We start from the raw sequence: 24,059 nt of genomic DNA, 5'->3' as shown, positions 1-24,059 counted from the left end.
GAGGGACCGATGAACGATCTCACCGAAATGGCTACCTTGTCCGCCGGCGCCGTGCCGGCCGACGTCGACGCGGCTGTCGCGCGTGCGACCGACGCGCTGCTGGCCGCGCAGCAAGCGGACGGACACTGGGTCTACGAACTCGAAGCGGATTCGACGATTCCTGCTGAATACGTGCTGCTCGTCCACTATCTGGGCGAGACGCCGAACCTCGAGCTCGAACAGAAGATCGGCAAGTATCTGCGCCGCATCCAGCAGGCCGACGGCGGCTGGCCGCTGTTTACCGACGGCGCACCGAACATCAGCGCGAGCGTGAAGGCGTATTTCGCGCTGAAGGTGATCGGCGACGACGAGAACGCCGAGCACATGCAGCGCGCGCGCCGCGCGATCCACGCGATGGGCGGCGCCGAGATGTCGAACGTGTTCACGCGCATCCAGCTCGCGCTGTACGGTGCGATTCCGTGGCGCGCGGTGCCGATGATGCCGGTCGAGATCATGCTGCTGCCGCAGTGGTTCCCGTTCCATCTGTCGAAGGTGTCGTACTGGGCGCGCACCGTGATCGTGCCGCTGCTCGTGCTGAACGCGAAGCGTCCGCTCGCGAAGAACCCGCGCGGCGTGCGCATCGACGAGCTGTTCATCGACCCGCCCGTCAACGCCGGGCTGCTGCCGCGTCAGGGCCACCAGAGCGCGGGCTGGTTCGCGTTTTTCCGCGTGGTCGACCATGCGCTGCGCGCGGTCGACGGCCTGTTCCCGAGCTATACGCGCGAACGCGCGATCCGTCAGGCCGTGTCGTTCGTCGACGAGCGCCTGAACGGCGAGGACGGCCTCGGCGCGATCTATCCGGCGATGGCCAACGCGGTGATGATGTACGACGTGCTCGGCTATGCGGAAGACCATCCGAACCGCGCGATCGCGCGCAAGGCGCTCGACAAGCTGCTCGTCGTGCAGGAGGACGAAGCGTATTGCCAGCCGTGCCTGTCGCCCGTGTGGGACACGTCGCTCGTTGCGCATGCGCTGCTCGAGACCGGCGATGCGCGTGCGCAGGAAGCGGTGCTGCGCGGCCTCGAATGGCTGCGTCCGCTGCAGATCCTCGACGTGCGCGGCGACTGGATCTCGCGCCGCCCGAACGTGCGGCCCGGCGGCTGGGCGTTCCAGTACGCGAATGCGCACTACCCGGACGTCGACGATACGGCCGTGGTCGTGATGGCGATGGATCGTGCGCAGAAGCTCACGCAGTCGGACACGTATCGCGAATCGATGGCGCGTGCGCGCGAATGGGTCGTCGGCATGCAGAGCAGCGACGGCGGCTGGGGCGCGTTCGAACCTGAAAACACGCAGTACTACCTGAACAACATCCCGTTCTCCGATCACGGCGCGCTGCTCGATCCGCCGACGGCCGACGTGTCGGGCCGCTGCCTGTCGATGCTGTCGCAGCTCGGCGAGACGCCGCTGAACAGCGAGCCGGCCCGCCGCGCGCTCGACTACATGCTGAAGGAGCAGGAGCCGGACGGCAGCTGGTACGGCCGCTGGGGGATGAACTACGTGTACGGCACGTGGACGGCCCTGTGCTCGCTGAACGCGGCCGGCCTGACGCCGGACGACCCGCGCATGAAGCGCGGTGCGCAGTGGCTGCTGTCGATCCAGAACAAGGACGGCGGCTGGGGCGAGGACGGCGACAGCTACAAGCTCAACTATCGCGGTTACGAGCAGGCGCCGAGCACGGCGTCGCAGACGGCCTGGGCGCTGCTCGGCCTGATGGCGGCCGGCGAAGTGAACAACCCGGCCGTGGCGCGCGGCGTCGACTACCTGGTCGCGCAGCAGAACGAAGAAGGCTTGTGGGACGAGACGCGCTTCACGGCGACGGGCTTCCCGCGCGTGTTCTACCTGCGCTACCACGGCTATCGCAAGTTCTTCCCGCTGTGGGCGCTCGCGCGCTACCGCAACCTGAAGCGCGCGAACGCGACGCGCGTGACGGTCGGGATGTAACGCGTGGCGACGACGCAGCACAACGGCGCATTGCCCGTCATCGCGGTCACAGGGATGGCGTTCGAGGCGCGCATCGCGCGCGGCGACGGCGTCGAGGCCGTGTTCGCCGCGCGGGCCGACCGGCTCGAGCGCGCACTGGCCGAAGCGACCGCGCGCGGCTGCGCGGGCATCGTCAGCTTCGGTACCGCGGGCGGGCTCGCGCCCGACCTCGCGCCGGGCGCGCTCGTGATCGCGGACGCGATCGACGGGCCGTTCGGCCGCGTGCAGACCGATACGGGCTGGAGCGCGCGGCTCGTCGCCGCGCTGCAGGACACGCCGGTGTGGGCGCGTGTCACGCGCGGCACGATGGCGGCCGTCGGCGCGCCGGTGGTCAGCGAGCAGGACAAGACGTCGCTGCATCGTGCGAATGGCGCGCTTGCCGTCGACATGGAATCGCATATCGCGGCGGCCTTCGCGGCCGCGCGCGGCGTGCCGTTCGCGGTGTGCCGCGCGATCGTCGATCCGGCGTGGCGCACGCTGCCGCGCGCGGCGACGGCCGGGCTGCGCGACGACGGCAGCACGGCGATCCTGCCGATCCTGCGCGAACTGCTGAAGCAGCCGTCGCAGCTCGGTCCGTTGTTGCAAGTCGCCAGCGATGCGCGCGCGGCGCGCACGACACTGATCCAGGCACGCCACGCGTTCGAGCGGGCGGGCGCGATGCGGATCGTCTGAGCGGCGTTCGCTGCTGGCCTTTCCCCCGCTTCCCGGTCTGCCGTTTCGCGCGGACAAAAAAAGAGCGCTGCATGACGCAGCGCTCTTTTTTTGCGCGGCCGCCGTTGCGGCGTTACTGTGCGGCCGGACTGCTCGCGGGCATCGTCGGCATCGCCGGCGCGATCGGCGCGCCGTTGGCGGCCGGCGCTGTCGTCGCTCCGGCCGACGCAGCGACCGGTGCCGCAGCAGGCGCACTCGCCGGCATCGCATTGTCCGCACCCGGATCGTCATACTGCGGCAATCCCGGCGCGGCCGGTGCGTTGTTCGGCGTGGCGCCCGATGCGCCGCCCGCATCGCCCGGATCCTCATAGTTCGGCAAGCCGCCCGGCGTGGTTGGCGTGGCCGCCGGCACCGCGCCGGCTTCACCCGGCTCAGCGTAGTTCGGCGCGGCAGCCGATGCCGACTGGCCGTGATACGTCAGCGACTTGCGCTGCTGCAGGTACGCGTCGCGCACGAACGAATACGGATCGAGCGCGGCCTGCTTCAGCAGATCGGTCGCACCGAGCAGGTCCGAACGCGCGCTGATGAACTGCGCGATGTACATCGGATTGCGTGCGGCCGGCTCGATGTAGTTCAGCAGGTTGAAGCGCACGTCCACCGCGCGGCCGACGCCGTCGCGGATCGTGCTCGGCCCGAACACGGGCAGCACGAGGTACGGGCCGGACGGCATGCCCCAGCGCGCCATCGTCAGCCCGAAATCCTGGTGATGCTTAGGCAGCCCGGCCGGCGTCGCGATGTCGATCAGGCCGGCGACGCCGAACAGCGAGTTCATCGCCACGCGCATCAGATCCTGCGTCGCATCGGTGATGCGCAACTGCAGCAGGTTGTTCGCCATGTTGCCGAGATCGCCGAGGTTCGAGAAGAAGTTGCTGATCGCGGTGCGCACCGGCGTCGGCGTGACTTTCTGGTAACCCTTCGCGATCGGCTGCGCGATGTGCGTGTCGACCGTGTCGTTGAACGTGTACATCGCCCGGTTCATCGGCTCGAGCGGGTCGTTGGGATTGCGGTTCGGTCCCGTCGCGCAGCCGGTCAGCATCGTGCTGGCGGCGACGGTCGCCGCAATGATTCGCACCTTATTCATTGATTCCTTGCGATTGGTTCTGGGCGCGCTTGACGCGCGGTTTGCCCATCAGGACGGGCTGGAACACCACGGCGCCGATCAGCGTACAGGTCAGGGCCAGCGCGAGCAGCTTGCCCATGCTCGACGTGCCCGGATGGTGCGACAGCCACAGGCTGCCGAAGGCGGTCGCCGTCGTCGCGGCGCTGAACAGCACGGCGTGCGTGAGGCTCGAATGCAGCAGCCCCGTCTGCCCCGCGCGCCACGCCATCACGAAATACACCTTGAACGCGACGCCGACGCCGAGCATCAGCGGCAGCGCGATGATGTTCGCGAAGTTCAGCGACATGCCGAGCACGACGCACATCTCGAGCGTCACGATGCCCGACACGAGCAGCGGTACCAGCGTACGCAGCACGTCGCCGAAGCGGCGCAGCGTGACCCACAGCAGGACCGTGATCGAGATGATCGACCACAGCGCCGCGTGCAGGAACGCGTTGATGATCGTGTCGGCCGAATGCAGGATCGAGATCGGGCCGCCAGTCGCGCCCGGTTCCGCGGCCTTCACGGCCTTGGCGAAACGGCGCAGCATCGTGTCGTCGTTCGGGTCGACGCCCTTCGGCACCTTCGGCGAGATCTGCACGAGCGCGTGGCCGTCCGGCGCAACCCAGTCGCGCACGACCTGCGGCGGCAGCGATTCGCGCGTGATGTCCTGCGGCTGCAGCAGCGCAGCGAGCTGATTGAGCGCGATGCGCAGCGTATCGGAGAACGCGCGTTCGGCACGGTCGCGCGTCGCGCTGTCGGCGGCGGCGAGCTTCGCGAGCGACGCGGACAGGTGCTGCGCGGCCGCGGCGCCCGGGCCCGGGTGATCCTCGGCCGCATAGCTCAACAGGTCCGACACGCGCTTGAGCGCGGCCACGCGTTGCGCGTCGGTCGCGGGCGGCGCGGCCGGCTGCGTCAGCGCGGGCAGCAGCTCGCTCGCAGCCGCGGCGATCGCCGCGCGCTTGGCCGGCTGGTCGGCGGGGATGAAGGTCGACAGCGTGGTCGTGCGGCCGACTTCGGGCAGCGCGTCGAGGCGCTTCGCGGCCGCGTCGGCTTGCGCGAGCGACGGCGCGAGCAGCGTGACGTCGTTGACGGCGGCTTCCGGCGAATCCTTCAGCGCGAGCAGCGTCGCCATCGATTCGCTGTTCGGGTCCTTCAGGTGCAGCGGGTTGAAGTCGAAATGCAGGAACGCGAGCAGCGGCAGCGCGCCGATCACGACCGCCAGCGTGCCGATCAGGATCGGCTTGCGATGGCGATCGAGATAATCGTCGACCGGCGCGAGCCACGGAAAGCCCGGCGTCTTCGATTCGCCAGGCGGCGCGAACAGGCGCAGCAGTGCGGGCAGCAGCGTGAGCGTGGTCAGCAGTGCGACGAACATCCCGACGCCCGCGATCAGGCCGAGCTCGGACACGCCGCGATACGCGGTCGGAATGAACGAGAAGAAGCTTGCTGCCACGGCCGCGGTGGCGAGCGCGAGCGGCATGCCCATCGAGTGCGCGGCGCCGATCAGCGCGTGATCGATGCGCTCGTCGCGGAAGCGTTCCTCGCGGTACTTCACGCCGTACTGGATCGAGAAGTCGACGCCGAGGCCGACGAACAGCACCATGAACGCGACCGAGATCATGTTCAGCGAGCCGACCATCGCGAGGCCGAGCGCGGCCGTCACGACGAGGCCGACAAACAGCGTGACGAGCACCGAGCCGATCATCCGCTTCGAGCGCAGTGCAAGCCACAGGATGACGAGCACGGCGAGCAGCGTGAGCACGCCATTGAGCGCGGCGCCGTCTTCGACCGACGCGAATTCGTCGTCGGCGAGCGGCTGTTCGCCGGTCAGGCGCACGGCCGCGCCGTAGCGCTTGTCGAGGTCGAGCGAACGGGCCGCGTCGCGGATCACCTGGCTCGTTGCCGCGCCGGCCTTCAGCGCGCCGTAGTTGACCACCGGCTGCACGGTGACGAACGCGCGCGCGGGCTGCCGCGCGGCGTCGTTGTCGACCAGCGCGCGCCACGAGAACGCGGCCGGCTTGCCGGCCAGCACGTCGTCGACCGTCGCCGCGCTGCGCGCGAGCAGCTTCGCCATCGCGGGCAGCTTCACCTGGCCGGTCAGGAGCGGCTGGCCGAGCGTGGTGGACAGCGTGGTGGCGAGCCCGGTGAGGCTCGGGTTCTTCGCGAGTTCGTTGACGAGCGGGCGCGCGCTCGCGAGCTGCGCGGTCGTATCGGAGACCTCCTGCGGCGACAGGAACAGCAGCCCGTTGTGTTCGAAGAACGGCCCGCCGCCCGGTTCGGCGACCGGGCCGATGCGGCCGGCGGCGGCGTCCTTCTGCAGCGCTTCGGTCAGCGCATGCGCGGCGGCCGTCGCGAATTCGGGCGCGGGCGCCTCGACGACCGCGAGGATCGTGCCGTTGCGTTGCGGGAACGCCTTGTCGACGGCCTGGCCGAGCGCGGCCCATTGCGGTTCCGCATCGACGAGCTTGCTGATGTCGGTGTTGATCTTGAAATGCTGCGCGACATAGACGCCGCTGAAGGCGGCGATGACGAGCGACAGGACGACGACCCAGACGGGGCGGCGCACCGACCACGCAACGAGTCGGACGATGAGAGATGTCACCATGTGGTGGTGGGGAGCGGCTGGCTAGGGCAAAGTAGCCAAGTATACCGGCGCGGCGCGGCGACGGTCGTGACGTTGCGGAGAATCGGGGCGGGAAGGATATTTGCTACCGGCGTGGCAATCGGATCGCGCGGCCGGATCATTTGTATGCATATATTTACATAATCGCCGCGGCGATGCGTCGACACGCCGCGAAGCGCCTGTGACAAACGGCGCTGAAAGGTAACAGTCGGTCACCGGGCGGCAACGCGGCGTCGGGCCCGGTATACTTTGCTCCACCGGCCGATGCAAAGAGCCGGCCGTTTTTTCCCATCGAGTGCGAAATTCGTATGAAACGTCATCTGTTTGCTTTCGTCGCGGCGGCCGCCGTGTCGGTTTCCGCTTTCGCGCAGAGCGCGCCGGTCGACCTCGTCCGCACGGCGGTCGAGGGCACCGTCAACGCGATGAAGGCCGATCCGGCCGCCCGCGGCGGTGACATGGCGAAGATCACGCAGGTGGTCGAGCAACGCTTCCTGCCCGTGACCAACTTCGAGCGCACGACCCGCATCGCGGTCGGCGACGCGTGGAAGCAGGCCACGCCGCAACAGCAGCAGGAGCTGTACAAGCAGTTCCGGTTGCTGATGACGCGCACCTACGCCGCGTCGCTCGCGCAGCTCGGCAACCAGGACGCGAAGTTCTCGTTCAAGCCAGGCGGCGCGTCGGGTGCCGATGCGCTCGTGCAGTCGACGGTCACGACGCCGGGCGACAGCCAGTCGGTCGGCTATCGTCTCGGCAAGGTCGGCAACGACTGGAAGATCTACGACATCGACATGTCGGGCGCGTGGCTGATCCAGGTCTACCAGGGCCAGTTCAAGAGCCAGCTCGCGACGGGTGGGATCGACGGCCTGATCGCGTATCTGCAGAAGCACAATTCGCGGACGAACTGACGGCTGTTGCGCGTAGTTCAGATGCATGGAAGGCGCCTTCGGGCGCCTTTTCTATTCGTAGGTCGGTCGAACGAGGGTGGCTAATGCAAGAGGCTGACTCAGCGAATCACATACGAGGCGAGAAAAAACAGCATCGTAGGGGTAATCAGTTGGCTAACGGGATTTCCTGCGAGTCACGACAATTGCGCCGGCCATTGCGAAAATTAAAATCAATCCGCCCCATGTGACGAAAAATAGATTCGCGATCTCCGGGTCCGTGTCGAAGAGGCTTCCCTTGCCATGCAGAACGAATGCCCCGTACACGTAGAGCGCTCCCCAGCAGAACATTGTCGCGAGCGCTCCACCGACAAGTGCACCTGCTACCACAGTCACGAGTTTCATTTGACGGGAAAAAACAAGATGGTTTTCGAATTTCGGAAATCCGACCAGATGCCCGGTAGGACTATATTCCATGAGATCCGCACGCCTGATCCGAAGCCAGTGAGTTTGCTCCCGTTCCAGAGGTCGACGTGACCGCCGCTCAAGTTGTCCGGTGAGTCGCCATCCTGAAGCCAATAGCCGTCGAAGAATATGATTCCGGTCCGACCGGATATCCTACTCGCCCAATTCTGACCCGTGATGTTCTCCGGAGCCAGTACTCCCGCGATCGGCCGCAGCTTCAACCACTCCGCGAACTCGTATGCGCGAGTCGCGGTCGGTTTGCCGTCGATCAGAAGGCGGCCCAGCGCCGGTTTGCCGGGCATCGGCCGAACCCGCTTCTGCGAAAACGACTTCATTGCGATGCCGACCTTGTGCAGCGTCACGCTTATCCGGATCGCACACTGGTTCTTGTACTGTCCGTTCGGATCATCGTACGGGTTGCCGTGAGCGTAGTTCTTCCACAGCTCGGAAAACGTCACCGACTTCAGCTCGACTTCCTTGTACGAGTTTTGCACGGCGGTTGTCCTGACGACTGTTTTTCCGTTCGGCATTAAGCGTCTCCGTCCGATCTCGCGAGCGCTTCGTCGCCCCAATAGACCGTGTACTCGTCGCTGTCGGTCGTATGGATGCGCGGCAGGCACGCGGTGCTGTCGAGCCTGCCTGAATGAATGCGCCCGTCCGATGTTTCGATGATGTAGGGATAGTCTGGCGACGCGCCGTTTCCGACGGCGCGGACGCATTCGTCGTAGGCACCTGCGGCTAAGCTCGTGACGTTGCCTGCCCGGTTCAGTCCGGAAGTAACGACGCCTGCCGCTTCCGCCTGGTCGTCGCACCATGAATTGCCGGCGAGCAGCGCGACGATGCGCGGTGGTGTCGAGCATCGACATTGAACGATGTCGCCGTCGGCCGCCGTCTCGCCCATGAATTCGATGCGCTTGGGGCCGCCCATCTTGGCGATCCGGCCGGTGCTTTCACACGCTTCGCAGAACGCGAGGCCGCCGATCAGCGCAACCTGATGGCCAGCGTCGCCAAACGTGAATGGCGGCCCTGCGTAGGCGAGAATGTGTCCGCCGGTTTCCAGCGCGTCACCGACAACGGCGATACGGCGCATCATGATTTCGCTCCTCGATCCAGGTCACCGATATCAGCCGGTGATGCCGGGGCCGCATGACGAGTTCACGCGTGTCATGCGAATCACGAGCACGGTGCTCGTTTCGGCAAGCGAAAGAATTCCATCGCCCCAGGGTGAGGTCGATTGGACAAGTATGAAATTTGAAAGTGAATTGCGCGTCGCGCGAGCCATCCGGGTGCGCTTGCCTACCGCCGCCGATGCTCGACCGCGAACTTGATCAGCTCGGCCTGCCCTTCGATCTCCAGCTTGCGTTTCAGGTTGAGCCGGTGCGTCTCGACCGTGCGCACCGACAGCCCCGTCTGTTGCGCGATCTGCTTGCTCGACAGCCCTTCGGCCAGCGCGTCGAGGATGTCGCGCTCGCGCGGCGTCAGCCGGTCCAGCGGCGACGCCGTCGCGCTGGCCTGGATCATCCGCGCGGCCAGCCCTTCGCTGAAGAACGTCTGCCCGGCCAGCACCACGCCGATCGCACGCACGATCTCGCTCGCGGGCGAATCCTTCAGCAGATAGCCGCTCGCGCCGGCGCGCACCGCCTGCGTCACGTACTCGATGTTGTCGTGCATCGACAGCATCAGCACGCGAATACCCGGAAAACGCTCGTGGAACACGCCCGCGAGCGTGATGCCGTTCATCCCGTTCATGCCGACGTCCATCAGCGCGAGATCGGGTTCGAGCGAGGCGGCCAGCGCGAGCGCCTCGTCCGCGTTGCCGGCCTCGCCGACCACCGACAGGTCGGCCGCTTCGAGCCGCATCCGCAAGCCATCGCGCACGAGCGGGTGATCGTCGACGAGCAGCAGTCGGGCGGCGTGCCGGGCGGTATCGGGGGCGCTCATGGGCAAGGTCTCCGGGTAGGGTGTGCGTGCTCAGGCGGCCGCGCGCCGCAGCGGCACGCGCGCGGCCACGACGGTATGGCCGACCTGCGACGTGATCGTCAGCGTGCCGTCGAGCGCGTCGAGGCGCTCGCGCATGTTGCGCAGGCCGATGCCGCGGCGCGCGTCGGCCTGCGAGCGTTCGGCGTCGAAGCCGCAGCCGTTGTCGGCGATGGTCAGCGTGACGGATTGTGCGCCGACGTCGAGCGTGACGGCCGCGCGCGACGCCCGCGCATGATGCACGATGTTGCTCAGCGCTTCCTGCGCGATCCGGAACAGCGCGGTGTTGACGGCTTCGGGCAGCGGCTGCGTGCCGCCGTGCGCGACCTGCGTGTAGCCGATGTCGATGCCGCTTTCCGCGCCCAGCTCGCGCACGAGTTGCTCGAGCGCGGCCGCGAGGCCGAGATCGTCGAGCATCGACGGGCGCAGCGCGTGCGAGATGCGTCGGACTTCGCGCAGCGTGTCGCCGAGCCGCCCGACGCCCGACGCGAGCGCCTGCTCGGCTTCGGGCACGCGCGACGTGCCGCGCTCGAAGCGCGCCAGCGCGGATTCGAGCATCAGCTTCGCGGACACCATCATCTGGCTGATCCCGTCGTGCAGTTCGCGCGACAGCCGCGCACGCTCCTGCTCCTGCGATTCGACGACGCGTTGCGCGAGCAGCTTGAGCTTCGCGTCGGCGCTGCGCGACTCGCTGACGTTCAGTACCAGCGCGCACACGGCGATCGCCGCCGCGCCGGTGAGCGCGATCGCGGTGAGCCAGCTCATCGTGCGCTCGATGTTCGCGGACGCGCGCGCATCGATGCGCTGCAGCGCGGTGTCGACGTCGTCGAGATAGATGCCGGTGCCGACCATCCAGCCCCAGCGCTCGAGCGCGACGACGTAGCCGAGCTTCGGCGCGACGCGGCCCGTCGACGGCCGCTGCCATGCATAGCGCACGTAGCCGCCGCCCTGCGACGCCGCGCCGATCAGCTTCTGGATGGTCAGCGCGCCCTGCGGGTCGCGCATCGACCAGAAGTTGTGACCGACGCGCTCGGGCTCGCGCGGATGCATCAGCGAATTGCCGTGCAGGTCGTAGACGAAGAAATAGCCGTCGGGGCCGAAATCCATCTTCTGCAGCATCGCGAGCGCCTGCGTGCGCAGCAGCGCGTCGTCGCGCGCATTGTGGCCGCTCGCGTCGTAGAGCGGCATGATCGCGCTCGTCGCGAGTTCGACGTAGTGCTTCAGCTCGACTTCCTTGCTCGACAGGTACGCGGCCTGGATCGTCGCGTGCTGCGTGCGCGCGAGCGTCGTCGCCTGCTGGCGCACGCCGAAGCCGATGCCGGCAATCGCGAGCAGGAACGGCACGATGGCCAGAAGGAAGATCTTTGCCTTGAGTCTCATGGTGGTGCGAAGCGGCCGGCCCACGCGGCCGGCCAGGCGCGCAGGCCGGGCGCATCGGCCGCGCGGCCGCGCGGTGGCATATCGAGCCGGTATTGTCGGCGATTTTGCAGGCGGGCGGCGGCCGCCGCCCCGCCGCTGCCCGTGCGTTCAGGCCCGCCGCGATTCGCGAGTGTCGGGCGACGTGGCCGCCTGCACGGCGATGCGGTTGCGCCCGCCTTCCTTCGCCCGATACAGCGCATCGTCGGCCCGCTTCAGCGCGGCCTGGATGTTGTCGTCGTGTTCGGGGTAGCTGGTCGTCACGCCGATGCTCACCGTCAGGCGGCCGACCGTGCCCGCGTCGTGCCGGATGCCGAGATCGAGGATGCCCGTGCGGATGGTTTCGGCGATCGTCACCGCGCCGTCCGTGTCGATATCCGGCAGCACGACGACGAATTCCTCGCCGCCGTAGCGCGCCGCATAGTCGGCCGGGCGGCGCAGGCAGCCGGCGATGCAGTGGCCGACCGCGGCGAGTGCGTCGTCGCCGGCCTGGTGGCCCTGCGTGTCGTTGTAGCGCTTGAAGTCGTCGACGTCGATGAACAGCAGCGACAGCGCATGTTGCGAGCGCGCGGCGCGGCGCCATTCGCGCGCGAGCGTGACGTCGAGCATCCGGCGGTTGTCGAGGCCCGTCAGGCCGTCGGTGCGCGCGAGCGCCTGCAGCTCGGTTTCCGCGCGATGGCGTTTGCGCAACTGCACGTCGAGCAGCAGCGACAGGCCGACGAAGCCGATCGCGAGCGCGACCATCGCGGAGCCGATCGGGATCGCACGGTCGTACCACGCGGCGTAGGTGTCCGCTTCCGAGCGCGCGACCATGACGATGAGCGGCAGGTGCTCGAGGTGCCGGAACACGTACAGGCGCCGCACGCCGTCGATCGTTGCGGTATCGGCGAAGCTGCCTTCGTTGGCGGTCATGAAGTGCCGGAACGTGCTCGCGCGGCTGATGTCGCGGCCGACGATCTTGGGGTCGTACGGCTCGCGCGCGACCATCCTGCCATCCGTGTTGATCAGGGCGACCGAGCCGCGATCGCCGAGCGACAGCCGCGAGAACAGGTTCTGAAAATATTCGAGCCGGATCGACATCACCGCGACGCCGCCGAACGATCCGTCGGGCCGCGTGATTCGCCGGCTGAGCGCGATGCTCGGCGAGCCGCCGCGCAGCCGCGAGTGATACGGGGGGCTGACGTACAGGCCGACGTCGGGACGGTCGCGGTGCACGGTGAAGTACGGTTCGTTGGCGAAGTTGGCCTTGCGCGGCACGTCGCTCATGCCGTCGACCGCGATGTCGCCTTTCGCGTCGAGCACGTAGATGCCGCCGAGGTACTTGGCGGTCGTCGCGCGATCGAACAGCACCTGGCGGCGCAGCGCCATCGGCAGCCGGGTCACCGCCGGGTCGTTCGCGCCTTCGACGACCGCCTGCAGCGACAGCGAATAGATCTCGATGTTGCGTTCGATGTCCCACGACGCCATCAGCGCGAGGTTCTGCTGCATGCTGCGCGAGCGGTCGCGCGCGTCGATCCGGCCTTCGTACAGCACGATCCCGCACAGCAGCAGCAGGATCAGCGCGATCAGCAGCCCCGTATAGAAGATCAGGTGCGGCAGCAGGGACCGGCGCAGATGAGCGGCGACACGGCTCGTCACGCCGGATTCGCTGGGCATTGCGTAGTCGGTTTCTGCCATGGTCCGTGGATCGGGGGCATCGTCGCCGGGCGGCGGGCCGATGCGATTGTTCGTATGACTACCGGTGGCGATCCGGTGCGCGCCCTTCCCGTGCCAGCCTTCCGTTCAGCGGAGAAACCGGGCACCGATTATCGACAATCGCGGCCCGAGAAACCGATAAACCGGGTATTCACAGGTAACGTCTGCTGCAATTCGACCATCTGACGAATCGCGACGCGAATTGAACGGAGTATAACGCGCGTGTTTGTGTGCGCGGAAAATGTTGCAACCTGTTGATCGGGATCAAATTTTCGCGTAATCCCGGGCTTGCAAATATCGGCGAAGCGTTGTCGCGCAAGGCTGTGCGGCAGTGCGGAAAAGGCCGTGCGGCGCACGTCCGCGGGCGCACCGGGATTAACGTCGGGTGAGCACCGCATGCGAAAGCGCGCGATATCTACCGATTATCGGTTTCAACGGCACGGTGCACGCAAATAGGAAAACGGGCAGCCGCGCGGGCTGCCCGTTTCGCAAGGTCGGCGTACGACCGGTGTCCGGCATGCGGGCGAGCCCGCGTGCGCAGGTTCAGGCGCCGTGCTGTTGCGCCTTGAACGCGAGCCGGAACCGATGCAGCAGCGGCTCGGTATAGCCGCTCGGTTGCGACGTGCCTTGCAGCGCGAGCGCGCATGCGGCCTTGAACGCGGTCGACTGGTCGTAGCCGGGCGCCATCGGGCGATAGTTCGGATCGCCCGCGTTCTGCTGGTCGACGACGCGGGCCATGCGCTTGAACACGTCGAGCACGAACGCCTCGGTGATCACGCCGTGGCGCAGCCAGTTCGCGATGTGCTGGCTCGAAATGCGCAGCGTCGCGCGGTCTTCCATCAGGCCGACGTCGTGGATGTCCGGCACCTTCGAGCATCCGACGCCCTGTTCGACCCAGCGCACGACGTAGCCGAGGATGCCCTGCGCGTTGTTCTCGACCTCGCTCAGGATCTCGGCCTCGCTCCACGCGGCGCGCTCGACGACCGGGACCGTCAGCAGCCCTTCGAGCAGCGCGTCGCGCTCGCTCGCGTACGGCGTCTTCTCGAGTTCCTGCTGGACGGCCTGCACGTCGACGAGGTGGTAGTGCAGCGCGTGCAGCGTCGCGGCGGTCGGCGACGGCACCCACGCGGTGTTCGCGCCGGCGCGCGGATGCGCGATCTTCTGCTCGAGCATCGCATGCATCAGGTCCGGCATCGCCCACATGCCCTTGCCGATCTGTGCGCGGCCGCGCAGGCCGGCCGACAGGCCCGCAAGCACGTTGTTGCGCTCGTACGACTGGATCCACGCGGACGATTTCATGTCGCCCTTGCGGATCATCGGGCCCGCTTCCATCGCGGTGTGCATCTCGTCGCCGGTGCGGTCGAGGAAGCCGGTGTTGATGAACGCGACGCGCGCGGCCGCTGCCGCGATGCACGCGGCGAGGTTCACGCTGGTGCGGCGCTCCTCGTCCATGATGCCCATCTTCAGCGTGTTGCGCGGCAGGGTGTACAGATCCTCGATGCGCGCGAACAGCGTGTCGGCGAACGCGACTTCGGCCGGGCCGTGCATCTTCGGCTTCACGATGTAGATCGAGCCCGTGCGCGAGTTGCGCTTGGCCTTCAGGTCGTGCAGCGCGCACAACGTCGTGACGACGCCGTCGAGAATGCCTTCCGGAATCTCGTTGCCGTCGCGATCGAGCACCGCGCCGTTGGTCATCAGGTGGCCGACGTTGCGCACGAACAGCAGCGAGCGGCCGTGCAGCGACAGCGTGCCGCCGGCCGGCGTCGTGTACTCGCGATCGGCGTTCAGGCGGCGCGTAAACGTCTTGCCGCCTTTCGCGACTGCCTCGACGAGCGTGCCCTGCATCAGGCCGAGCCAGTTGCGGTAGAGCTGGACCTTGTCGTCGGCGTCGACCGCCGCGACCGAATCCTCGCAGTCGATGATCGTGCTGACCGCGGCTTCGAGCACGACGTCCTTCACGTTCGCGAGATCGGCGCGGCCGATCGGCGTCGACGCGTCGATCTGGATCTCGACGTGCAGGCCGTTGTGCTTCAGCAGGATCGCGGACGGCGCGTCGGCCGCGCCCTGGTAGCCGACGAACTGCGCCGGCTGCGCGAGCGCGACGTTGCCCTTCGCGGTTTCGACCGCGAGCTGGCCGTCCTGCACGCGGTAGCGCAGCGCGTCGCGGTGCGAGCCGCTCGCGAGCGGCGCCGCGTTGTCGAGCACGTTGCGTGCATAGTCGATCACGCGCTGGCCGCGCGTCGGGTTGTAGGCCGCGGTGCGTTCGGCTCCGCCGTCTTCCGGCAGCGCGTCGGTGCCGTACAGCGCGTCGTACAGGCTGCCCCAGCGCGCGTTCGCGGCGTTCAGCGCATAGCGCGCGTTCGACAGCGGCACGACGAGCTGCGGGCCCGCCTGCGTGGCGATCTCGCTGTCGACGTTCGCGGTGGCGGCCGCGACGTTCGACGGGACCGGCACGAGGTAGCCGATCTGTTCGAGGAACGCGCGATACGCGGCGTGGTCGCGTACCGGGCCCGGGTGCGCGCGATGCCACGCGTCGAGTTCCTGCTGCAGGCGGTCGCGTTCGGCGAGCAGCTCGCGGTTGCGCGGCGCGAGGTCGTGCACCAGGGCCGAGAAACCGCTCCAGAACGCGGCCTTGTCGATGCCGGTGCCCGGCAGCGCTTCGTTTTCAATGAACTGGCTCAGCGCTGGCGCGACTTGCAGTCCTGCTTGGTCGATCATCGTGATTCCTCCCGGGGAATTGAAAAACGCGCGCGCGTTGGCTGGCTATGCCACGACGCTTTGTGTACCGGCGCGGGCGATCTGCGCGTCCTGTTCGGACTTTACGCCAGACACACCGATCGCGCCTGCAATCCGGCCGTCGACCGTGACCGGCACGCCGCCTTCGAGCAACCCCGTCAGCGGCGCGCTCAGGAACGCGGTGCGGCCACCGTTGATCATATCCTCATACGCCTTCGTCTCGCGACGGCCGAGCGCCGCCGCGCGCGCCTTGTCCTGCGCGATGGTGCTGCTGGCCGGCGATGCGCCGTCCAGCCGCGCGAACGCGAGCAGGTGGCCGCCATCGTCGACGACGGCGATCGACACGGCCCAGCCGTGGCGTTCCGCCTCCGCGCGGGCCGCGGCGAGCATGCGCTCGGCATCGGCCAGTTCGAGTTCGGGTTTCGTTTGCATGGCGTTCCTCCGGAATAGGCGGTCAGTCGACCAGCCGGTTGTCGACGAGCTCGATCCAGTGGCGCACGGGCGTGCGGCCCGCGCCGTTCAGGTGAGTCTGGCAGCCGACGTTGGCGGTGACAATCAGGTCCGGCTGCGCGGCTTCGAGCGCATCGAGCTTGTTGTCGCGTAATGTCGTCGCGAGCGCAGGCTGCGTCAGCGAATAGGTGCCGGCCGAGCCGCAGCACAGATGGCCGTCGGCGACATTCGTCAGATCGAAGCCGAGCCGCGTCAGGATGCTTTCCACCGCGCCGCCGAGGCGCTGTGCGTGCTGCAGCGTGCACGGGCAGTGAACCGCGACGCGCCGTGGCGTCGCGTCGGCGAGCGCGTCGAGCGGCTCCGCCGCGATCACTTCGGCCAGATCGCGCGCGAGTGCGCCGACGCGCCGTGCCTTCTCCGCATAGACGGGGTCGGAGCGCAGCAGGTCGCCGTATTCCTTCACGAACGCGCCGCAGCCGCTCGCGGTCAGCACGATCGCTTCCGCGCCGGCCTCGATCGCCGGCCACCACGCGTCGATGTTGCGGCGTGCGCGTTGAAGGCCCGCGTCCTGCGCGTTCAGGTGATATTCGGTCGCCCCGCAGCAGCCGGCTTCGCGCGCCGGCGTCACGCTGATGCCGAGCCGGTCGAGCACGCGCGCGGCGGCCGCATTGGTGTTCGGCGACAGCGATGGCTGCACGCAGCCCTCGAGCATCAGCACCCGTCGCGCATGGCGCACGGCCGGGCGCGGCGCGGCCGCGGGCACGGCGGCCGGGATCTTGTCCTGCAGCGTGCCGGGCAGCAGCGGGCGCAGCGCGCGGCCGGCCTTCAGCAGCGCGGCGAACGTCGCCGGGCGCGGCACCACGTGACGCAACCCCGCACGCAGCAGGCGCTCGCGCGTGGGCCGCCGCGCGCGCTTCTCGGCTTCCGCGCGGCCGATGTCGAGCAGCGTGTGATAGCGCACGCCGGACGGGCAGGTCGTTTCGCAGTTGCGGCACGTCAGGCAACGGTCGAGATGTTGTTGCGTGCGTTCGCCGCACGGCTCGCCTTCGAGCAGCTGCTTGATCAGGTAGATGCGGCCGCGCGGCCCGTCGAGCTCGTTGCCGAGCACCTGGTAGGTCGGGCAGGTCGCATTGCAGAAGCCGCAGTGCACGCAGGCGCGCAGGATCGCTTCCGCTTCGTCGGCCCGGGCGAGGGCCTTGCTTGCTTCGCTGAGGTTGGTTTGCATCGGCGGGTCGAAGTCGGGTTCGCGTCAGAAGTCGGCGTAGAGCCGGCCGGGATTGAAAATCGTGTGCGGGTCGAGCTGCGCCTTGAGTTGCCGGTGCACGCGCAGCAGCGCGGGCGGCAGCGGCTGGAACGGCTCCGCTGTCGTGCCCGGCGTGTAGCAGGTCGCGTGGCCGCCGCACTGCGCGGCGAAGCGCTGCACGTCGGCCGGCGCGGCGTCGGTCTTCAGCCAGCGCTGCGCGCCGCCCCAGTCGACGAGCTGCGCGCCCGCGAGCGCGTCGAGCGGCGCGGCGGCCGGCACCGATACGCGCCACAGCGGCCGCGGATCGTCGAAGAACGGCAGCGACAGGTCGCGCAGATGTGCCCAGAACGCGTCGTCGCGGTCGTCCATCCGGTCGCCGCCGATCGTGTCGCGCGCGGCCTTCACCGAGCCGTCGCCGCCTTCGAGCCGCACGCGCAGCACGCCGTCCGCGTGGCACGCGCCCGCGAGCGGCAGCCCCGCGCGACGCCACGCGGCGACGCGTTGCACGGCTTCGCTCGCCGTGAGCGTCAACGCGAGATCGCCGGTCGCGCGCGGCTTCGGCAGCACCTTCAGCGAGACCTCGGTCACGACGCCGAGGCAGCCGAAACTGCCGGCGAGCAGCCGCGACACGTCGTAGCCCGCGACGTTCTTCATCACCTCGCCGCCGAAGCGCAGATGCTTCGCGTGGCCGGTGATCACGCGGCAGCCGAGCACGAAGTCGCGCACCGCGCCGGCCCACGGGCGGCGCGGGCCCGACAGCGCCGCCGCGAACATGCCGCCGACCGTCGCCGCGCCGCCGAACGACGGCGGCTCGCATGGCAGCATCTGGCCGGCCGCGTCGAGCATCGCATCGAGATCGGCGAGCGGCGTGCCCGCGCGCGCGGTGATCACGAGTTCGGTCGGGTCGTACGACACGACGCCGCGATGCGTGCGCACGTCGAGCGTGCGGCCTTCGACCGGCCGGCCGACGAACGCCTTCGTGCCGGCGCCGCGGATGTGCAGCGGCTGGCGAGCGTGGATCGCCGCGTCGACCTGCGCGACGAGCGCCGCGCTGTCGTCGATGGACTCGATGGATTCGATGTCGCGTCGCATCAGAAGCGCTCCAGTTCGGGAAACGGCAGCTTGCCGTGATGGACGTGCATCGCGCCGAATTCGGCGCAGCGGTGCAGCGTCGGGATGTTCTTGCCGGGATTGAGCAGGCGCTGCGGATCGAACGCGGCCTTCACCGCGTGGAAGAACGTGATTTCATCGGCGTTGAACTGCACGCACATCTGGTTGATCTTTTCGCGCCCGACGCCGTGTTCGCCGGTAATGCTGCCGCCCACGGCGACGCACAGCGCGAGGATCTTGCCGCCGAGCGCTTCCGCGCGGTCGAGCTCGCCCTGCCGGTTCGCATCGAACAGGATCAGCGGATGCAGGTTGCCGTCGCCCGCGTGGAACACGTTCGCGACCGGCAGCCCGTATTCGGCGGACAGCGCGGCGATCCCTTCGAGCACGCGCGGCAGCTCGCGGCGCGGGATCGTGCCGTCCATGCAGTAGTAGTCGGGCGACATCCGGCCGACCGCCGGGAACGCGTTCTTGCGGCCGGCCCAGAAGCGCTGGCGTTCGGTTTCGTCGCGCGCGACGCGAATCTCGCTTGCGCCCGCGTCGCGCAGCAGCGCGGCGACGCGTTCGGCATCTTCTTCGACATCGCTGGCCGCGCCGTCGAGCTCGCACAGCAGGATCGCCTGCGCGTCGACCGGATAGCCGGCGTGGATGAAATCCTCGGCCGCGCGGATCGCGAGGTTGTCCATCATCTCGAGGCCGCCTGGGATCACGCCCGCGCCGATGATCCGCGCGACCGCGGCGCCGGCCTCGGCGACGTCGTCGAAGCTCGCCATCAGCACCTTCACGCTCGGCGGCAACGGCAGCAGCTTCACGGTCACTTCGGTGACGATCCCGAGCATCCCCTCGGAGCCGGTGAACAGCGCGAGCAGGTCGAAGCCAGGTGCGTCGAGCGCGTCGGCGCCGAGCGTGAGCGTGTCGCCGTCGATCGTCAGGATCTCGACCTTCAGGATGTTGTGTACCGTGAGCCCGTATTTCAGGCAATGCACGCCGCCCGCATTCTCGGCGACGTTGCCGCCGATCGAGCACGCCATCTGTGACGACGGGTCGGGCGCGTAGTAAAGGCCGTGCGGCGCGGCAGCCTGCGAAATCGCGAGGTTGCGCACGCCGGGCTGCACGCGCGCAATGCCGGCATCGGGGTCGATGTCGAGCATCCGGTTGAACTTCGCCATCACCAGCAGGATGCCTTTTTCGAGCGGCATCGCGCCGCCCGACAGCCCCGTGCCGGCGCCGCGCGCGACGACCGGCACGCGGTGCGCGGCCGCGACGCGCAGCACCGCGCGCACCTGGTCGACCGTATCGGGCAGCACGACCGCGAGCGGCACCGTGCGGTACGCGGCGAGGCCATCGCATTCGAACGGCTTCAACGCCTCGCGTTCATGCAGCACGTCGAGGCCGGGCGCCGCCGCGCGCAGCGCGGCGGCGAGCGTGGCGCGGTCGACGGTTGCCAACGGGCCGTCGATCCGTTCGTCGTAGATGAAACTCATCGTGTGTCTCCGTCTCCACCAGGCAGTTGGCCGCGCGATGCGCGACACGCCGGATGGACGGCATTCTTGGCGGGACGCGCGGGCCTGTCCAGCCGTCTTGACAGTGGTCGTACCAGTTTTTGGAAAGGCATCGATCCTGGTTTCCTGAATGATCGATAAAACCCAATCGAGACAAGGCTTTGTGCGAAAATCGACGGCATCCGTCAAAAGTGGTCATACCAGTATGGAAATGCAGGATCGGGAGCGGCCGGCGCGGCGCGTGGCCGACGTCGTCGCCGAGCGGATCGAGCAGTTGATCGTCGACGGCGTGCTGAAGGCCGGGCAGGCGTTGCCGTCGGAGCGGCGGCTGACCGAGAAGCTCGGCGTATCGCGCACGGCCGTGCGCGAAGGCATGAAGCTGCTGCACGCGCGCGGGATCATCGACACGGCGCACGGCAAGGGTTCGTTCGTCGCGAGCCTGACCCCGCAGCGCGCGATCACGCCGATGATGCATCTGCTCGGCTCGCAGCCGCGCACGCTGTACGACCTGTTCGAGGTGCGCGGGATGCTCGAGGCCGAGGCCGCCCGGCTCGCGGCGCTGCGCGGTACGCCGGCCGATTTCATCCTGATCCGGCGCCGCTACGAGGAAATGACGGCGGCCGACGCGCAGGATCTCGATCCCGCTGCGCGTGCGAAGCTCGACCACGCGTTTCATCTGGCGATCTGCGAGGCATCGCACAACCCGGTGCTCGTCAACACGCTGCAGTCGCTGACCGACCTGCTGCTCAGCTCGGTGTTCGCGTCGGTGAACAACCTCTATCACCGCGAACCGCTGAAGAAGCAGATCGACCGCCAGCATGCGCGGCTCTACAACGCGGTCACCGGCCGGCTGCCCGACCAGGCACGCAAGGCCGCGAGCGAACATATCCGTCAGTGCGTCGACTATCTGCGCGAGATCGAGCAGGAGGAACAGCGGCTCGTGCGTTCGACGTTGCGGCTCGAAGGGTGGACATGAGCGGGCGGGCCTGGCCGATGCGGTAACCGCTAGAATTGCGGTTTTAGCCCGGAACACGTCCATGTCTTTTGCCTCGCTTGGCCTGATCGAGCCGTTGCTGCGTAATCTGCAGGGCCTCAATTACCAGACACCCACGCCGGTGCAGGCCAAGGCGATTCCCGTCGTGCTCGGCGGCAAGGACGTCATGGCCGCCGCACAGACCGGCACCGGCAAGACGGCCGGCTTTGCGCTGCCGCTGTTGCAACGGCTCGTCCAACACGGCCCGGCGGTGTCCAGCAACCGTGCGCGCGTGCTGGTGCTGGTGCCCACGCGCGAACTGGCCGAGCAAGTGCTGCAAAGCTTCGTCGAGTACGGGAAGGGGCTCGATCTGCGCTTTCTGGCCGCGTACGGCGGGGTGAGCATCAATCCTCAGATGATGAAGCTGCGCAAGGGTGTCGACGTGCTCGTCGCGACGCCCGGCCGCTTGCTCGACCTCAATCGGCAGAACGCCGTGCAGTTCGATCAGGTCCAGACGCTGGTGCTCGATGAAGCCGACCGCATGCTCGATCTCGGCTTCGCGCGCGAACTCGACGCGGTGTTTGCCGCGTTGCCCGCCAAGCGCCAGACGCTGCTGTTCTCCGCGACGTTCTCCGACGAAATCCGCACGCTGGCGGCCGGCATTCTGCGCAGCCCGGTCGACATCAGCGTCAGCCCGCCCAACGCCACGGCCAGCAAGATCAAGCAGTGGGTCGTACCGGTCGACAAGCGGAACAAGCCCGACCTCTTCATGCATCTGGTGGCCCAGAACAAGTGGGAGCACGCGCTGGTGTTCGTCAAGACCCGCAATGGTGTCGACTATCTGGCGGTGATGCTGGAGAAAGCCGGCTATGCGGTCGATACGATCCACGGCGACAAGCCGCAACCCGCACGTTTGCGCGCGCTGGAGCGCTTCAAGACGGGTGAGGTGCAGATGCTGGTCGCCACCGATGTGGCGGCGCGCGGGCTCGATATCGACGATCTGCCGCTGGTGATCAACGTCGATCTGCCGATCGTCGCGCAAGACTACGTGCACCGTATCGGCCGGACCGGCCGCGCGGGCGCCAGCGGCGTCGCGGTGTCGCTCGTGTGCGCGGATGAAGCGCCACAACTGGCCGCGATCGAAGCGCTGATCCGGCAGACGCTGCGCCGGGAGGAAGAGCCCGGTTTCGAAGCCGAACACCGCGTGCCGGAAACCAGCGCGACGGGCCAGATCATCAAGAAACCCAAAAAGCCGAAGAAACCGAAGGTGCCGCAAGCTGGGCCGGTGGCCAAGCAGACGCCGGGCAAGAAGCCGCATACGCAAGGTGGCGAAGGCAAGCGCAAGCCTGGGGTGCAGCACGCGGCGGCCAATGGTGCCGGTCAAGGCCCGGACTACACCATCGGCAGCCCGTTCAGCGTGCACAAGCCGCGCAGCAAACCGGCCGGCAAACCGGCGCCGGGGAAGGCTGCCGGTAAATCTGCTGGTGGTCGCGGCAAACCTGGCAGACCGTCCAGGTAGCCTGAATCCTTCCCTTTCAAAGTGCCCGATACGATCGAACCGTCCGATGCAGTGAACGCATAGGGGTGGTTCGGAACAGCGCTGCCGGTTTTCTCGTGAGCGACCTGAAACCGCGCGCGATAGCGGCTTCGCCGCGTGACCCATGATGTGCGATGACTGAAGTGAGAGATGGAATGACGACGACATTCGACGAGGCGACAACGGCGGCGATCGCCGCGTTTGCCCAACTGGATTTCTACACGGCTGTGCAAGCGATGCGCGCCGAGGCCGATTACGACCACGAACGAGACCAGTGGATCTCGCGCTATATCGACGAGCAGGGCGGCGGCGTGGACGATGCGGAATACGACGCACTGCACGCGCGGGCACAGGCCACGCCGGAATACGCGGCGTTCATCGATGGGGTGCGGCGGGAAATTATGGCGTACTTCGGCGTGACCGACGAGCAACTGGACTGGATGATCGTGCTGCGCGACGACGACAGCGATGAACTGTGGGCGGAGGTCAACCGGCAGCGGAGCGCGTTGGGAACCGGGGAAGTGCGCGGGGATCTTTGACCGGGCGCGTCGTTCGTCGGTACGTTGGTGCGCGATTTGAAGGTCGGCTTCGCACCACGTATCGGACGCTAGCCTATCGATCAATCTTCTCGCGCCAGTCGTAGCAAGATATCGGCGAGGGCCCGAATTTTCGGTTGTGCCGCCCGTTGGGGCGGATAGACGAGGAAGTAGGAAAGGCCGTCTTCAACCACTTCCTCAAACGGGGTCACCAGCGATCCGGCACGGAGTCGGTCTCTCGCCATTCGCGGGTCGCCGATTGCAATGCCGTGTCCTTCCATCGACGCCGCGAGCGTCAATTCGAGGGTATCGAATACGAGCCCGCGTCCCGCATCGGTCTGGCGTGCCCCCACGTGATCGAGCCAGCATCTCCACTCTGCGTGGCTGGGCCCGGGATGGAGCAAATCGACCTGCGCAAGGTCGGCAACGGATCGCAGCGATGTCGCCAACGCGGGCGCGCACATCGGTGTGAGCCGCTCGGAAAAGAGCGGTACTGCTTCCATACCGGTCCACTGTCCCGTGCCGCGCACGACGATGGCGTCGACGTCGGACGTCGTGAAATCCGGCGTGTCGTCCGCGGAGGTCGAAATACGCAGCTCCGTGCCGCTCATCGCGCGATGAATGTCCGGCAGCCGCGGGAGCAACCAGCGAACGGCGAACGTGGACGGCAACTTCAACGTGAGCACCGAGGTCGCCCGTGCATGGGAATCCGCATGCTGAACCAGTTGCGTGAGCACGTTGACCGCGACCGTCAGCAGTGCATTGCCTTCCGGCGTCAACGTCAGCCCCGAGACATGGCGCACGAAGAGTGCGCATCGATAATGCGTTTCCAACTGCTGTATCTGGCGGCTCACCGCGCCTTGCGTGCGGCATAGATGATCCGCGGCCTTGCTGACGCTGCCCAGTTGCGCCGCGGCGACGAACGACTGAATTGCCGCCAGCGGCGGGAGCGGCCGCGTCAGGTCGGCCAGCGGATATGCATGCGCCGCATACCCGGGTTGCAAATTTTTCGATTGTTCGGTCATCGGTGCGTCGCTATCGTGCGTCTACCGGATGCCCTGTTCTGGCGAATGAACGGGTTGT

At 67.7% G+C, this 24,059-nt stretch carries 19 protein-coding genes; 6 read left to right on the top strand and 13 right to left on the bottom strand.

Features of this window, described 5'->3' with window-relative positions; all coding sequences use genetic code 11:
- Positions 1 to 9 precede the first annotated feature (9 nt).
- Positions 10 to 1,983 (top strand): squalene--hopene cyclase, encoded by a 1,974-nt coding sequence (shc, locus tag GJG85_RS25345; protein ID WP_050013463.1) that lies wholly within the window; start codon positions 10 to 12, stop codon positions 1,981 to 1,983.
- Between the two features lie 3 nt (positions 1,984 to 1,986).
- Positions 1,987 to 2,694, top strand: coding sequence for a phosphorylase (locus GJG85_RS25340; RefSeq protein ID WP_080334231.1), 708 nt, complete (start codon positions 1,987 to 1,989; stop codon positions 2,692 to 2,694).
- A gap of 112 nt (positions 2,695 to 2,806) precedes the next feature.
- Here the strand turns inward: GJG85_RS25340 and GJG85_RS25335 are convergent, their stop codons facing one another.
- Complete coding sequence (locus GJG85_RS25335; protein ID WP_089489932.1) at positions 2,807 to 3,814, bottom strand: VacJ family lipoprotein; 1,008 nt, start codon at positions 3,812 to 3,814, stop codon at positions 2,807 to 2,809.
- On the bottom strand, positions 3,807 to 6,440 hold the full coding sequence (locus GJG85_RS25330; RefSeq protein ID WP_124680522.1) for an MMPL family transporter: 2,634 nt from the start codon (positions 6,438 to 6,440) through the stop codon (positions 3,807 to 3,809). The genes GJG85_RS25335 and GJG85_RS25330 overlap by 8 nt, the downstream gene beginning before the upstream one ends.
- A gap of 326 nt (positions 6,441 to 6,766) precedes the next feature.
- Between GJG85_RS25330 and GJG85_RS25325 the strand changes: the two genes are divergently transcribed.
- Complete coding sequence (locus tag GJG85_RS25325) at positions 6,767 to 7,363, top strand: ABC transporter substrate-binding protein (RefSeq protein ID WP_050013460.1); 597 nt, start codon at positions 6,767 to 6,769, stop codon at positions 7,361 to 7,363.
- Positions 7,364 to 7,740: 377 nt separating this feature from the next.
- Here the strand turns inward: GJG85_RS25325 and GJG85_RS25320 are convergent, their stop codons facing one another.
- The 10 genes from GJG85_RS25320 to glcD form a co-directional block, all read right to left on the bottom strand.
- On the bottom strand, positions 7,741 to 8,334 hold the full coding sequence (locus GJG85_RS25320) for a type VI secretion system amidase effector protein Tae4 (protein ID WP_050013459.1): 594 nt from the start codon (positions 8,332 to 8,334) through the stop codon (positions 7,741 to 7,743).
- Positions 8,334 to 8,897, bottom strand: coding sequence for a PAAR domain-containing protein (locus tag GJG85_RS25315; RefSeq protein ID WP_089489930.1), 564 nt, complete (start codon positions 8,895 to 8,897; stop codon positions 8,334 to 8,336). The genes GJG85_RS25320 and GJG85_RS25315 overlap by 1 nt, the downstream gene beginning before the upstream one ends.
- Before the next feature lie 203 nt (positions 8,898 to 9,100).
- Positions 9,101 to 9,745 (bottom strand): response regulator transcription factor, encoded by a 645-nt coding sequence (locus GJG85_RS25310; RefSeq protein WP_050013457.1) that lies wholly within the window; start codon positions 9,743 to 9,745, stop codon positions 9,101 to 9,103.
- A 30-nt stretch (positions 9,746 to 9,775) separates the two neighbouring features.
- Complete coding sequence (locus GJG85_RS25305; RefSeq protein ID WP_050013456.1) at positions 9,776 to 11,161, bottom strand: cache domain-containing protein; 1,386 nt, start codon at positions 11,159 to 11,161, stop codon at positions 9,776 to 9,778.
- Between the two features lie 147 nt (positions 11,162 to 11,308).
- On the bottom strand, positions 11,309 to 12,874 hold the full coding sequence (locus tag GJG85_RS25300; RefSeq protein WP_050013455.1) for a sensor domain-containing diguanylate cyclase: 1,566 nt from the start codon (positions 12,872 to 12,874) through the stop codon (positions 11,309 to 11,311).
- Between the two features lie 561 nt (positions 12,875 to 13,435).
- Positions 13,436 to 15,610: a malate synthase G gene (locus GJG85_RS25295; protein ID WP_050013454.1), complete on the bottom strand. Its 2,175-nt coding sequence runs from the start codon at positions 15,608 to 15,610 to the stop codon at positions 13,436 to 13,438.
- 45 nt (positions 15,611 to 15,655) lie between these two features.
- Complete coding sequence (locus tag GJG85_RS25290; RefSeq protein ID WP_050013453.1) at positions 15,656 to 16,060, bottom strand: heme-binding protein; 405 nt, start codon at positions 16,058 to 16,060, stop codon at positions 15,656 to 15,658.
- A 22-nt stretch (positions 16,061 to 16,082) separates the two neighbouring features.
- Positions 16,083 to 17,303, bottom strand: coding sequence for a glycolate oxidase subunit GlcF (gene glcF / locus GJG85_RS25285; protein WP_050013452.1), 1,221 nt, complete (start codon positions 17,301 to 17,303; stop codon positions 16,083 to 16,085).
- A gap of 24 nt (positions 17,304 to 17,327) precedes the next feature.
- Positions 17,328 to 18,413 carry a glycolate oxidase subunit GlcE gene (gene glcE, locus GJG85_RS25280; protein WP_050013451.1) on the bottom strand — a complete coding sequence of 362 codons (1,086 nt, stop codon included), beginning with the start codon at positions 18,411 to 18,413 and terminating at the stop codon, positions 17,328 to 17,330.
- Positions 18,413 to 19,912, bottom strand: coding sequence for a glycolate oxidase subunit GlcD (glcD, locus tag GJG85_RS25275; protein WP_124631374.1), 1,500 nt, complete (start codon positions 19,910 to 19,912; stop codon positions 18,413 to 18,415). Before glcD ends, glcE begins: the two co-directional genes overlap by 1 nt.
- 223 nt (positions 19,913 to 20,135) lie before the next feature.
- Between glcD and glcC the strand changes: the two genes are divergently transcribed.
- The 3 genes from glcC (at position 20,136) to GJG85_RS25260 (ending at position 22,979) form a co-directional block, all read left to right on the top strand.
- A complete protein-coding gene (gene glcC, locus GJG85_RS25270) occupies positions 20,136 to 20,906 on the top strand; it encodes a transcriptional regulator GlcC (RefSeq protein WP_174432547.1) in 771 nt (256 codons plus the stop codon).
- A 61-nt stretch (positions 20,907 to 20,967) separates the two neighbouring features.
- Positions 20,968 to 22,422 carry a DEAD/DEAH box helicase gene (locus GJG85_RS25265; RefSeq protein WP_050013448.1) on the top strand — a complete coding sequence of 485 codons (1,455 nt, stop codon included), beginning with the start codon at positions 20,968 to 20,970 and terminating at the stop codon, positions 22,420 to 22,422.
- A 173-nt stretch (positions 22,423 to 22,595) separates the two neighbouring features.
- Complete coding sequence (locus GJG85_RS25260; RefSeq protein ID WP_050013447.1) at positions 22,596 to 22,979, top strand: hypothetical protein; 384 nt, start codon at positions 22,596 to 22,598, stop codon at positions 22,977 to 22,979.
- An 80-nt stretch (positions 22,980 to 23,059) separates the two neighbouring features.
- Here GJG85_RS25260 and GJG85_RS25255 read toward each other — a convergent pair whose 3' ends face one another.
- Positions 23,060 to 24,001 (bottom strand): LysR substrate-binding domain-containing protein, encoded by a 942-nt coding sequence (locus GJG85_RS25255; protein WP_050013446.1) that lies wholly within the window; start codon positions 23,999 to 24,001, stop codon positions 23,060 to 23,062.
- Positions 24,002 to 24,059: the final 58 nt, after the last annotated feature.

Origin of the sequence: Burkholderia sp. MS389 (assembly GCF_016899425.1) — a bacterium.
In the GTDB taxonomy this organism is placed as follows: domain Bacteria; phylum Pseudomonadota; class Gammaproteobacteria; order Burkholderiales; family Burkholderiaceae; genus Burkholderia; species Burkholderia sola.
The sequence above is the reverse complement of the archived record's forward strand: the minus strand, read 5'-3'. Positions and strand labels throughout refer to the sequence as shown.

Bases quoted from the DNA above. Each gene is read 5' to 3' on its own strand.
- shc (WP_050013463.1), top strand. From the start codon at position 10: ATGAACGATCTCACCGAAATGGCTACCTTGTCCGCCGGCGCCGTGCCG.
- GJG85_RS25335 (WP_089489932.1), bottom strand. From the start codon at position 3,814: ATGAATAAGGTGCGAATCATTGCGGCGACCGTCGCCGCCAGCACGATG.
- GJG85_RS25330 (WP_124680522.1), bottom strand. From the start codon at position 6,440: ATGGTGACATCTCTCATCGTCCGACTCGTTGCGTGGTCGGTGCGCCGC.
- GJG85_RS25325 (WP_050013460.1), top strand. From the start codon at position 6,767: ATGAAACGTCATCTGTTTGCTTTCGTCGCGGCGGCCGCCGTGTCGGTT.
- GJG85_RS25320 (WP_050013459.1), bottom strand. From the start codon at position 8,334: ATGCCGAACGGAAAAACAGTCGTCAGGACAACCGCCGTGCAAAACTCG.
- GJG85_RS25315 (WP_089489930.1), bottom strand. From the start codon at position 8,897: ATGATGCGCCGTATCGCCGTTGTCGGTGACGCGCTGGAAACCGGCGGA.
- GJG85_RS25310 (WP_050013457.1), bottom strand. From the start codon at position 9,745: ATGAGCGCCCCCGATACCGCCCGGCACGCCGCCCGACTGCTGCTCGTC.
- GJG85_RS25305 (WP_050013456.1), bottom strand. From the start codon at position 11,161: ATGAGACTCAAGGCAAAGATCTTCCTTCTGGCCATCGTGCCGTTCCTG.
- GJG85_RS25300 (WP_050013455.1), bottom strand. From the start codon at position 12,874: ATGGCAGAAACCGACTACGCAATGCCCAGCGAATCCGGCGTGACGAGC.
- GJG85_RS25295 (WP_050013454.1), bottom strand. From the start codon at position 15,610: ATGATCGACCAAGCAGGACTGCAAGTCGCGCCAGCGCTGAGCCAGTTC.
- GJG85_RS25290 (WP_050013453.1), bottom strand. From the start codon at position 16,060: ATGCAAACGAAACCCGAACTCGAACTGGCCGATGCCGAGCGCATGCTC.
- glcF (WP_050013452.1), bottom strand. From the start codon at position 17,303: ATGCAAACCAACCTCAGCGAAGCAAGCAAGGCCCTCGCCCGGGCCGAC.
- glcE (WP_050013451.1), bottom strand. From the start codon at position 18,413: ATGCGACGCGACATCGAATCCATCGAGTCCATCGACGACAGCGCGGCG.
- glcD (WP_124631374.1), bottom strand. From the start codon at position 19,912: ATGAGTTTCATCTACGACGAACGGATCGACGGCCCGTTGGCAACCGTC.
- glcC (WP_174432547.1), top strand. From the start codon at position 20,136: ATGGAAATGCAGGATCGGGAGCGGCCGGCGCGGCGCGTGGCCGACGTC.
- GJG85_RS25265 (WP_050013448.1), top strand. From the start codon at position 20,968: ATGTCTTTTGCCTCGCTTGGCCTGATCGAGCCGTTGCTGCGTAATCTG.
- GJG85_RS25260 (WP_050013447.1), top strand. From the start codon at position 22,596: ATGACGACGACATTCGACGAGGCGACAACGGCGGCGATCGCCGCGTTT.
- GJG85_RS25255 (WP_050013446.1), bottom strand. From the start codon at position 24,001: ATGACCGAACAATCGAAAAATTTGCAACCCGGGTATGCGGCGCATGCA.